Origin of the sequence: Delftia sp. WSY_7 (assembly GCF_043104845.1) — a bacterium.
GTDB classification, from domain to species: domain Bacteria; phylum Pseudomonadota; class Gammaproteobacteria; order Burkholderiales; family Burkholderiaceae_C; genus Comamonas; species Comamonas tsuruhatensis.
The window spans coordinates 276382-288470 of record NZ_JBICLB010000033.1; the positions used below are offsets into that span (position 1 = coordinate 276382).

5 protein-coding genes are annotated in these 12089 nt (G+C 69.1%); all 5 read right to left on the reverse strand.

The window, feature by feature from the left end; all coding sequences use genetic code 11:
- Window positions 1-13: 13 nt before the first annotated feature.
- Window positions 14-1021: a patatin-like phospholipase family protein gene (locus ACF8ME_RS13430; protein WP_016445920.1), complete on the reverse strand. Its 1008-nt coding sequence runs from the start codon at window positions 1019-1021 to the stop codon at window positions 14-16.
- Window positions 1021-3156, reverse strand: a complete 2136-nt coding sequence (ligA, locus tag ACF8ME_RS13435; RefSeq protein WP_034363903.1) for an NAD-dependent DNA ligase LigA — start codon at window positions 3154-3156, stop codon at window positions 1021-1023. Before ligA ends, ACF8ME_RS13430 begins: the two co-directional genes overlap by 1 nt.
- Before the next feature lie 47 nt (window positions 3157-3203).
- Window positions 3204-4544: a cell division protein ZipA C-terminal FtsZ-binding domain-containing protein gene (locus ACF8ME_RS13440; protein WP_016445918.1), complete on the reverse strand. Its 1341-nt coding sequence runs from the start codon at window positions 4542-4544 to the stop codon at window positions 3204-3206.
- A gap of 57 nt (window positions 4545-4601) precedes the next feature.
- Complete coding sequence (gene smc / locus ACF8ME_RS13445) at window positions 4602-8129, reverse strand: chromosome segregation protein SMC (RefSeq protein WP_392416898.1); 3528 nt, start codon at window positions 8127-8129, stop codon at window positions 4602-4604.
- 133 nt (window positions 8130-8262) lie between these two features.
- The gene (locus ACF8ME_RS13450; RefSeq protein WP_392416900.1) at window positions 8263-11469 is read right to left on the reverse strand and encodes an EAL domain-containing protein; all 3207 of its coding nucleotides are present in this window, start codon (window positions 11467-11469) and stop codon (window positions 8263-8265) included.
- Between the last annotated feature and the right edge of the window lie 620 nt (window positions 11470-12089).

Below are 12089 nucleotides of genomic sequence, written 5' to 3' on the forward strand. Positions count from 1 at the left end.
TTCCCCCGGGGCCTCACAGACCCCAGTGGCGCAGGCCCGGAAGCGCGGCCTGCGCCGCCTCGTAGCCTTCGTCGATGGCCTCGCGGGCGCGGTGGAAGTCCAGCAGGCCCAGGTGGGACAGGCGCGGGGCGATCACCAGCTCGGGCGGGTCACCCGCCATGCGGCTGCGCGTGATGCGCATCTGCATGATGTTGACGCTGGTCATCACCACGTCCAGCAGCGAGGGCGGCCGGGGCGGGGGCTCGGTCTCGCGGCCTGCCTCATCGCGGTGGTGGCCGGGCATCCACCCCATCACGCCGCGCTGCAGCCGGCGCATCCAGGCCGAGCCGGCCACGGCGCTGGCCTGGCCCGACAGGTCCTCGGGCGCCACGCCCTGCTCCACGGCGGGCGGGGCCTCCTCCAGCGGCGGCGCAGCGGCCATGGCGGCAGCGGGCGCCAGCGGCCGCATGTGGCGCCGCATGATGTCGGCATTGAGATCGACCGCGATCACGATGTCCGCGCCCATGGCGCGCGCCAGCGAGGCGGGCACGGGGTTGACGATGCCGCCATCGACCAGCAGCCGCCCTTCGCGCTGCACGGGCGTGAACAGGCCGGGCAGCGCGATGGAGGCGCGCACGGCATCGGCGATGGAGCCCTTGCGCAGCCAGACCTCGGCACCCGAATGCAGGTCGGTGGCCACGGCGCCGAAGGGAATCTTCAGATCCTCGATGGCCGAGTCCACGAAATGCTCGCGCCAGAACGAGATCAGCTTCTCGCCCTTGAGCATGCCGCCCGCGATGTTGAAGTCCATGAAGCCGAAGACCTTGCGCATGCCCAGGCCCAGCACCCATTCCTCGAAGCGCTGCATTTCACCGGCCGCATAGGAGGCGCCCACCAGGGCGCCGATGGACGAGCCGCAGATGATGTCGGGCCGCAGGCCCGCATCCTCCAGCGCGCGCAGCACGCCGAAATGCGCCCAGCCGCGCGCCGACCCGCTGCCCAGCGCCAGGCCGACCACGGGTTTGCGCGGACTCAGCGCCATCAGCCCTGCTCCGCTGCGGCTGCAGCAGGGGGGTCACCCGCCAGCAGGGCCAGCATGCCGGCCTCGTCCAGCACGGGCACACCCAGTTCCTCGGCCTTGGCCAGCTTGCTGCCGGCCTCGGCGCCGGCGACCACGTAGCTGGTCTTTTTGCTGACCGATCCGGAGACCTTGGCGCCAGCGGCCTCCAGCATCTCCTTGGCCTGGTCGCGGCCCAGCGTGGGCAGCGTGCCGGTGAGCACCACGGTCATGCCGGCCAGGGGCTGGGCGGTCTGCTCGCGCGCCGCGCCCTCTTCCCAGTGCACGCCGCAGGCACGCAACTGCTCGACCACCTCGCGGTTGTGGGGCTGGGCGAAGAAGGTGTGGATGCTCTCGGCCACGATGGGCCCGACGTCGCGCACCTGCAGCAGTTGCTCGACGCTGGCGTCCATGATGGCGTCCAGCTGGCCGAAATGGCGGGCCAGGTCCTTGGCCGTGGACTCGCCGACCTGGCGGATGCCCAGGCCGAAGAGGAATCGCGACAGCGTGGTCTTCTTGGATTTCTCCAGCGCATCCAGCACGTTCTGGGCCGACTTCTCGGCCATGCGGTCCAGCGATGCCAGGGCCACCAGGCCCAGGCGGTAGAGGTCGGGCAGCGTGCGCACCACATGGCCGTCCACCAACTGGTCCACCAGCTTGTCGCCCAGGCCCTCGATGTCCATGGCGCGCCGCGCGGCGAAGTGCAGGATGGCCTCCTTGCGCTGCGCCGGGCAGAACAGGCCGCCCGTGCAGCGGTGGTTGGCCTCGCCCTTGGGGCGCGACACCGCGCTGCCGCAGATGGGGCATGCAGCGGGCATGCGGAAGTTGGGCACATAGGCCGGCCGGTCGCCGGGCACGCGGCCCACGACTTCGGGAATCACATCGCCGGCGCGGCGCACGACCACGGTGTCGCCGGTGCGCACGCGCTTCTTGCGGATCTCGAACAGGTTGTGCAGCGTGGCATTGGTGACGATGACGCCGCCCACGGCCACGGGCGCCAGGCGCGCCACGGGGGTGAGCTTGCCCGTGCGGCCGACCTGTATGTCGATGCCTTCCATGCGCGTGGGCATTTCCTCGGCCGGGTACTTGTGGGCCACGGCCCAGCGCGGCTCGCGCGAGACAAAGCCCAGCTGGCGCTGCTGGGCCAGGCTGTTGACCTTGTAGACCACGCCGTCGATCTCGTAGGGCAGCGTGGCGCGCTCGGCGCCCATGCGCTGGTGGAAGGCCACCAGCTCGGCCGCGCCCTTGGCAATGCAGACCTGGGGCGCCACCGGGAAGCCCCAGTCGCGCAGCGTCTGCAGCATGGCGTAGTGGGTGCCGAAGTCGGGGCCGCCCTGCGCGGCCGGCGTGATCTCGCCCAGGCCATAGGCGAAGAAGGACAGCGGTCGCTGCGCAGCAATGCCCGAGTCCAGCTGGCGCACCGAGCCCGCCGCCGCATTGCGCGGATTGGCAAAGCTCTTGCCGCCGGCGGCCTGCTGGCGTTCGTTGAGCCGGACGAAGTCGGCGCGGCCCATGTAGACCTCGCCGCGCACCTCGACCACGGGCGGCACGCCCTTGCCTTCGGGCAGGGACAGCGGAATCTTGCGGATGGTGCGGATGTTGTGTGTGACGTCCTCGCCCACCTCGCCGTCGCCGCGCGTGGTGGCCTGCACCAGGCGGCCGTTCTCGTAGCGCAGGTTCATGGCCAGGCCGTCGAACTTGGGCTCGGCTACGTATTCCACGGGCGGTGCGCCTTCGGCCAGTTCCAGCTCCTTGCGGATGCGTGCGTCGAAGGCCTCGGCACCCGTGGCCTCGTTGTCGGTCTCGGTGCGGATGCTGAGCATGGGCACGGCATGGCGCACGGGCATCAGGCCGTCGAGCACGGCGCCGATCACGCGCTGCGTGGGCGAGTCCGGGGTGACCAGTTCGGGGTAGGCACCTTCCAATGCCTGCAATTGCTGGAAGACGCGGTCGTACTCGCCGTCGGGCACGGTGGGCGTGTCCAGCACGTAGTACTCATGTGCCCATTGGTTGAGCTGGGCGCGCAGCGCCTGCACCTTGGCCAGCACCTTGTCGGGGGCGGCCCCGGACTCCGGCGCCGCGGGGGCTGCGCCGGAGAAGAGATCCAGATTGTCGTTCATGGGGTTGAGGCCAGGAGCCTGTTGTGCACCAGGGGCACCGCGCCGCGTCAGCTGAACAGTCGCCGCGCCAGCATGGAGCCCGCCGACAGCTCGCGGCTGTCGAGCTTGTCATAGAGTTGTTCCAGGTCGTGCTGGATGGGGTCCAGCGCCATGGCCGGCAGCAGGTAGCCGTTCTGGTCGCAGAGCACTCCATCCATGGTCTGGCACAGGCGCTCGGCCACCTGGCGCAGCTGCACGAAGGCCTGCTCGCCGCGCGGCACCTGGGGCACGTCCAGGCTCAGCAGAAACTCGCGCACCACCGAGGTGTCCAGGTCGTCGGCCATGGCCGCCTGCGGGTCGTAGTTGAGCACCAGCACCGGCGGCATGCCGGGCGTGGGCGAAGGCAGGGCCATGCGCCCGGGCATGGAGCCCGGCAGAAAGCCCTGGCGCGATGCGTTCTGCTGCACATAGCCCGCGCTCCAGGAGGCCTGGCGTGCGCGCAGCATGAAGGTGAGCTGGGCATCGTGCTCGCTGGCGAACTGGTCGAGCTCGCGCGCACGCGCCACCTCCTGCAGCATGTCGGGCACGTCGGGCGTGGCGCCCAGCGCGTCGGCAAAGCGCTGCACCTTGGCAACGAACTCGGAGAACTCGATCTCGTTGAGCGCACCCGTGCGGTTGGCCAGCTGCACGCCGGCCTGGAAACCCAGGTAGCGCTGGCCGGGCTGCAGCGGCTCCCACTGGTGGGTGGACTGGTTCATGCCTTCGATGGCAAACGGCTTGTTGCCCGCGCGCCGCGTGGCCGGCTGGGCCTGCAGCGCCAGCTCGCCAGGCACGGCCTGGCCGACCTGCACGGGGGCAATGGCATCGATCAGCGCATCCAGGCCCGGCCGGCTGGCCGCAGCGCTGGTCAGGGCCGCGTCGTTGAGGGAAGGCTCGATGGACTGCGGTGCCAACGGGGATGGCGCAGGCACTGACGCAGATGCGGGTGCCGATGCGCTGGCGTCTTCAGCCGCCTGCAGGGCATGGGCAGCCTGCGCGGTCTGCACCGCCTGGGCTGCCTTGGCCGCCAAAGCGGCCTGGGCCTCGGCCTGGCGCTGCTGCTCTTCGAGCTGGACCAGATGGGCCAGTTCGGCATCGGTTTCGGCAAAGCGGTCCACGGCGGCAGGGCTCTGGCCCGGGGCTGCCGTGCCGAAGTCGCCCAGCACGGGCTCGCGCAGGCTGTGCGTCAGGTCCGGGCCGTGGCCCACGGTGTCCATGCCGGGCTCATGGCGCGAGGGATCGCGCTGCGCCTCTTCGACGGGGTCGGCGCGCTTGGGTGCGTTGCGGCGTGCGGACCAGCTGTTGTAGGCAATGATCAGGGCCAGCACCACAAAGCCCAGGACGGCCAGACTGATTTGCAGGTTACTCATGGAATGAAGGAATGAAACGTCGTTCCAGCAAATAGGTTCGGAAGGTTGCGGACATGCTCAGGATAGCTCAGCCATGGACAGCGCGGACTCCATGTCCACGGCCACGATGCGGGACACGCCCTGCTCCTGCATGGTCACGCCGATGAGCTGCTGCGCCATTTCCATGGCGATCTTGTTGTGGCTGATGAACAGGAACTGCGTGCCCTTGCTCATGCTGGCCACCAGCTTGGCATAGCGCTCGGTGTTGGCGTCGTCCAGCGGCGCGTCCACCTCGTCCAGCAGACAGAACGGCGCCGGGTTGAGCTGGAAGATGGCGAAGACCAGGGCAATCGCCGTCAGCGCCTTTTCGCCACCGGACAGCAGGTGGATTGTCTGGTTCTTCTTGCCGGGCGGCTGCGCGATCACCTGCACGCCCGAGTCGAGGATTTCATCGCCGGTGATCACCAGCTTGGCCTGGCCACCGCCGAACAGCTCGGGGAACATGCGCCCGAAGTGCCCGTTCACGGTCTCGAAGGTGCCCGACAGCAGCTCGCGCGTCTCGGCGTCGATCTTGCGGATGGCATCTTCCAGCGTGTTCATGGCCTGGGTCAGGTCCTCGGTCTGCGCGTCGAGGAAGGTCTTGCGCTCGCGCGCCAGCTTCAGCTCGTCCAGCGCCGCCAGGTTGACCGCGCCCAGGGCGGCGATCTCGCGGTGCAGCCGGTCGATCTCGCCCTGCAGGCCGTGCATGCGCACATTGGCCTCGGCAATGGACTGGGAGACGGCGGCCAGGTCGGCACCGGCCTCCTCCAGCAAGGTGGAGTACTGCTCCAGGCCCAGGCGCGCGGCCTGCTCCTTGAGCTGGAATTCGGTGATGCGCTGGCGCAGCGGGTCCAGCGCCTTCTCCAGCTGCTGGCGGCGTTCGTCGCTGGCGCGCAGCTTGTTGGTCAGGTCGTCATATTCGCTGCGGCGCGCGGCCACGGCCTGCTCGCGCTGCATCTTCAGATCCAGCGCGTCCTGCAGGCCGCCCTGGGCGGCGGCATCGGTCAGGCGCGTGAGTTCGTCCTGCGCGCGCTGCTGCTCGTCGGCCAGCGAGCGGGCCTGCTGGCTGGCCGTCTCTATGGTGCGGCTGAGTTCGCCCCGGCGCGCCTCCAGGCTGCGCCGCGAGAAGGTGGCCTCCTGGGCCTGGCGCTCCAGCGTGCGCAGCTGCTCCCGCGATTCGTTCAGGCGCCGCTCGGACTCCAGCACCTTGTCGCCCAGCTGGGCATGGCGCTCCTGGCTGTCGGCCAGCTGCATGTCCAGTTCCTCGAAGCGGGCTTCGGCCGCCACGCGGCGCTCCTCGATGTCGGACAGTTGGGCCTCGACCTCGGCCAGGTCGGCGCTGATCTGGGCATTGCGCGCGCGGGCCTGCTCGGCCAGCTGCGACAGGCGCAGGGTCTCGACCTGCAGCTCATGGGCGCGGCCTTGCGATTCGCTGGCCTCGCGCCGGGCGCTGACCAAGCGCTGCGAGGCCTCGGCATAGGCGCTTTCGGCACGCACCAGGGCCGTGCGCGATTCGTCGGAGATCAGCGCCTGGGCGCGCACTTCCTTTTCGAGGTGCTCGATTTCCTGGGCGCGTGCCAGCAGGCCGGATTGCTCCGAGTCCTGCGCATAGAAGCTCACGCTGTGGCTGCTGACGGCATGGCCCGTGGGCACATAGACCGTCTCGCCGGGCCGCAGCTCGCCGCGGCGCGACAGCGCCTCTTCCAGCGTGGGCGCCGTGTAGCAGTCCTGCAGCCAGTCGCCGAGCACGGCGCGCAGGCCGGCATCGTTCACGCGCAGCAGATCGGACAGGTGCTGCCAGCGCCCCGGCGCGGGCGCGGGGGCGCCCTGCGGCGGGCTGAAGAAGGCCAGACGCGCGGGCGGCGCATCGTGCCCGCCTGCGCCCAGGAAGCCGCGCACCATGTCGAGCCGGCCCACTTCCAGCGCGCCCAGGCGTTCGCGCAGCGCGGCCTCCAGCGCGTTTTCCCAGCCGGGTTCGATGGCAATGCGGCTCCACAGGCCCTGCATGCCGTCCAGGCCGTGCTTGGCCAGCCAGGGCTGGAGCTTGCCGTCGGTCTTGACCTTTTCCTGCAGGGCCTTGAGGGCTTCCAGACGCGCCGACAGGTCGGCATGGCGCGCGGCCTCGGCATTGACGGCCTGCTGGCGCGTGCGACGGTCCTCATCGAGCTGGGGCACGGAGTCCTGCAGCTCGTTGAGCACGGCATCGGCCATTTCAGCCAGTTCGCGGGCCTCGTTCAGCTGGGACTGCAGATTGTGGAGGCGGGCCTCGTCGGGTGTCTCCAGCGCATTGCGGTCGGCGCGCAGTCGCTCGAAGCGGGTCTCGAACTGGCGGCGCTGCTCGTCCAGGCTGCGCTGCTCGGCGGCCAGCACCTGGATCTGCTGCTGCACCTGCACCACGCTGGCGCGCTGGTCGGCATCAGCCTTCTGGGCATTGCGCAGCGCCTCTTCCAGGTCGGGCAGGCGCATGCTCTGCTCCTCGACCTGGGCGGCCAGCATCTCGGCCTGTTCCTCGGCGTCCATACCGGCGCCGTCGAGATTTTCGATTTCGGCTTCGGCCTCCTCGCGGCGGCTGTTCCACAGCAGCACCTGCTCGGACAGCTGCTGCAGCCGCTGCTGCACGCGCTGGCGGCCTTCGAGCACGTAGCGGATCTCGGCCTCCAGCTTGCCGACCTCGGCCGTGGATTCGTAGAGCTTGGCCTGGGCCTGGTTGACCTGGTCGCTGGCGTCGTAGTGGGCCTGGCGCAGGGTTTCGAGTCCGCTTTCGTTGTTGCGGATGTCGGCCATGCGCTCTTCCAGCTCGTTGACGGCCTTCAGGCCCTCCACGCGCACGCGGTCCTGCTCGGCCTCGGCCTCGGCGCGCTTGAGAAACCACAGCTGCTGCTGCTTGAGCGTGACCTGGGACTGCAGCGCGTTGTACTGCGCCGCCACCTCGGCCTGCTTCTCCAGCCGGTCGAGGTTGTTGTTGAGCTCGCGCAGGATGTCCTCCACGCGCGTGAGGTTCTCGGTGGTGGCCGAGAGTCGGTTCTCGGTCTCGCGCCGGCGCTCCTTGTACTTGGACACGCCTGCGGCCTCTTCCAGGAACAGGCGCAGCTCCTCGGGGCGCGACTCGATGATGCGGCTGATCGTGCCCTGGCCGATGATGGCGTAGGCGCGCGGGCCCAGGCCCGTGCCCAGGAACACGTCCTGCACGTCACGGCGGCGCACGGCCTGGTTGTTGATGAAGTAGCTACTGTTGCCCTCGCGCGTGAGCACGCGCTTGACGGCGATCTCACCGAACTGGCCCCACTGGCCGCCCGCACGGTGGTCGCTGTTGTCGAAAACCAGTTCCACGCTGGAGCGGCTGGCCGGCTTGCGGTGCGTGGTGCCGTTGAAGATCACGTCCTGCATGGACTCGCCGCGCAGCTCGCTGGCCTTGCTTTCGCCCAGCACCCAGCGCACCGCATCCATGATGTTGGACTTGCCGCAGCCGTTGGGGCCCACCACGCCCACCAGTTGACCCGGCAGCATGAAGTTGGTGGGCTCGGCGAAGGACTTGAAGCCGGACAGCTTGATGGAATTCAGGCGCACGATGCAGGCACAAAGCGGTCCGCGGCGAACGGACAAACAAGGAGGTGGGGAAAGAACAAGGCAGCTCGGGATGATACCGCGCGCCACCCCCTCTCAAGAATGGAAAGCGGCCCGGGCGGGGCCGCTGCGAATGTCAAGAATGGTTTGAAGGGACCTCTGGCCCCGTGCTGGCGTCCGTGCATTCCGCCACTTCGGGCCGGTGTTGCGCCGGCGGGGTCAGGCATGCGGGGCTCAAGGCCGGGGGGCGCTGCAAGGGGGCGGCCTCGCGCACCAGGGCCTCGAAGCTGCGCACGGGCACGGGCGGGCTGAGCAGGTAGCCCTGCCAGACGTGGCAGCTCTGGTCTTCGAGGAATTGGCGCTGCGCCTCGGTTTCCACGCCTTCGGCAATGACCTGCAGTCCCAGGCTGGTGCCCAGGGCGACGATGGTGCGCGCAATGGCCGCGTCGTTGGGGTCGCTGAGCACGTCGCGCACGAAGCTGCGGTCGATCTTGAGCTGGTCCAGCGGCAGGCGCTTGAGATAGGCCAGCGAGGAATAGCCTGTGCCGAAGTCATCCAGCGAGAAGCCGACACCGTGGGCCTTGAGCGTGGCCATCTTGGCGGCCGTGTCGTCCACGTCGGCCAGCAGCAGGCTTTCGGTCAGCTCCAGCTTGAGCAGGCGCGGGTTGGCGCCGTGCTCCTTGAGCGCCTGCAGCACCTGCTCCACGAAGCGCGCCTGGTGGAACTGGCGCGGGCTGACGTTGACGGCCAGCACCATGCAGGCCATTTCGGGGTCCGCCGCCCATTGCGCCAGCTGCCTGCAGGCCTCGCCCAGCACCCATTCGCCCAGTTGCTGGATCAGGCCGGTCTCCTCGGCCAGCGAGACGAAGAGCGAGGGCGGCACCAGCCCTTCGCGCGGGTGGTTCCAGCGCAGCAGGCCTTCGGCGCCCACGATGCGTCCGTGCGCCATCTGCGGCTGGTAGTACAGGACGAACTGGCTGCGCACCAGGCCCTCGCGCATTTCCTGCTCCATGGCCGTGCGAGAGCGCAGCACGGCCTGCAACTGCGGATCGAAGAATTGCAGCGTGTTGCGCCCCATGCCCTTGGCCTGGTACATGGCCATTTCGGCGCGGCGCAGCACCTCGTCGGCGCTCAGTTCCTGCTCGCCGAACAGGCTGGCGCCAATGCTCATCGTGATGTGGCAGGACTGGCCTGCCAACTGCAGCGGCTGCTGCAGCAGCGAACGCATGCGCTGGACCTCGCCTTCCAGCTGCGAGGCCGCATGCATGGAGTCCTTGCCCAGGTCCTCCAGCAGCACGACGAAGTCATCGCCGCTGTGGCGGGCCAGCGTGGCCTCGGGCCCCAGGGACTGCGCCAGGCGCTCGGCAATCATGCGCAGCAGCACATCGCCAAGCTCCAGCCCCAGGCTGTCGTTGAAGGCCTTGAAGTTGTCCACGTCCAGCAGCATGACGGCGCCGCAGCGCCCGCGCCGGCGGCTGGAGGCCAGCGCCTGCTGCAACCGGTCCACCAGCAGGCGGCGGTTGGGCAGGCCGGTGAGCGCGTCGTGAAAGGCCAGGCGGCGGATTTCCTCTTCGGCGGTCTTGCGCTGGCTCTGGTCCTGCAGGATCAGCAGGCAGCCTTCGTCCAGCAGCATACCGCCTATCGATACGGAACGCGTGCGGCCATCGCTGCCCATGAGCTGGTATTCCTCGCAGTTGAGGGTGCCGCAGCTGTCGGACTCGCCGCTGTGCAGGCTCTGTGCCACGCGCGCCCTCGCCTGCGCGGCCTCGAAGCGGCGCTGCATGCGCAGGCGGCGGGCTTCATCGGGACACATGTTGCACCACCAGCCATCACCATCCATGCCGGCCGTGGCACCGTGGCCCGCCAGGCGCATGAATTCCTCGTTCCAGTAGGCGAAGCGGCCGTCGTCCTGAAGCATGGCCAAGCCCAGAGGCAGGCGCTGGATGACCATGCGCAGATGGCGCGATCCATCGCGCTGCATCTGCTGCAGGTGGCGCCGCGCGCTGATGTCCTGCACCAGCGCCATCAGCCGCCGGGACGGGCCATGGCCCAGCGCGGAGATATGCAGCTCCACCCAGACCAGGGTGCCGTCGCGGCGCCGCAGCTGCCGCTCGATCTGCAGGGCCCCGCGCTGGCCCGCCGTCAGTTCCTGCAGCAGCACCCGGTCGCCCTCCAGGGTTTCGGCCGCCAACAGGGCCAGCAGGGGCCGCTGGCACAGCTGCTGCGCCTCATGGCCCGTAATGTCGCAGTACCTGCGGTTCACATGCAGGACGTTGCCGCTGGCCGCATCGACCTGCACCACGCCCACGGCAGCCTGCTCGAACAGGGCCTGAAAGCGGGCATCGCTCTCGCGCATGCTGCGGGAGGAGGCGCGCAGCTGGGCCCAGCTGGAAGGATGGCGCCGCCACCAGGCCGCCGCCAGCGACGCCAGCAGGGCCGACACGAGCATGCCCAGCGCGAAAAGAACCAGGGGCTGGACACGCTCGATCCAGGACAGGGCCGTCCCCATGGGAATGAAGTTCAACCGCCACAGCCGGTCCTGGGCCTGCAGCGTCTGCTCCAGCACCACCTGGCCGGTGTCGCCCATGCCGGCCGCCTCCTGCCCGCGCTCCGGCCAGGCCGCGCCCAGGTACAGCGGCAGCGGCGATATGCCGGCCGGCGGCAGGGGCGAGGTCGGGCCTGCGTCATGCATGGCCAGCGCAAGCCGGCGCAGAAAGCCGCGTTCATGTAGGTCCTGCACCAGGTCGTGCACGCGCACGCTGACGTCGGCAGTCCCCAGAAACAGCGGCTGCGCGGCCTCCCCGTCCGGGGACTGGTGGTCCACAAGCGCAAAGACAGGCGCGCGCACCAGCACGGCGGTGGCATGCTCGCCGGGCTGCTTCAGCGCAAACGGTGCCGAGACCACGGCGGCCGCGCTGTCGCGGCTGCGCACCATGCTGGCCATGAGGCTGGGGCGGTCGTGCATGTCCAGGCCGGCAATGGACTCGTTGCCCTCCAGCGGCCAGAGATAGTCGATGAAGAAATAGTGGGGCCCGGGCCGGGCGGTGAAGGCCTGATCCTGGCCGGGCAGACCGCGCTGCGTTGCGGCCCGTGTAAAGGACAGCGCCTGCATGCCCGGCTGCGCCTGTATGCGCAGCGCCTGCGCCATGCGCGCGAAGGCCGATTGCCCCATCTCGGGAGAGGCGGCCAGCTGGTTGGCCACATGCTGGACCATGACCGCGTAGGCATCCAGGCGCATCTCCAGCGCCTGGCGGGCCGACTGGGCCTGCTGGGTATGGCGCTGCAGGTCGATACGCTCCAGCGCCCGCTGCTGCTGCAAGGCAAGCACAGCGCTCAGGCACATGCCCACCGCCATGACGGTTGCGGCTGGCCAAGCGGCCCGGATGGCTACAAGCGTGCGCTGGGCAAAAACTGACATGGAGCGGCTAAGGCGGAATAGGCGGTCACGGGAAATCGGTCCAGGAGCACGGAACCGCTCGTTGCCAGCCCCATGGCAGGTTCACCGGAAAGGGCAGTACAGGCCATGTGGAGCAGAGCGCGAGGATAAATGGATTTCGGCACGCGGCAGGCGAACCATGGATAAGACAAATCCTACAAACACCCTTCCTCTATCGTCTGCAAGCACACTTGCTGAAGGCTGGCCCGGGCAAACCCTAGAGAGCTCCGCAGGCCGGCGTGGGACTGGGGACCGAACCGTTGCACACTCCCTCATCCATGAAATCAAAAGCAGCAATTTTGAAACAACAGTGAAACGAATGTTGCGGCGGCAGCCAGCACCGCAGTGCACACGCCCTGTGCTGGCGCGCTGCAAGGCTTGCACGGGTTTTCCCTTGATGCGGATGGCATGGCGCTTGCAACAAACCTGGCCTACTGCCATCGCCTGACACCGCAGGGGACACCGTCCATGGGCATCAACCGCCGCCAGAGGCTGCGCGCTCCGGCGATCGGCAGACCGCAAGAACA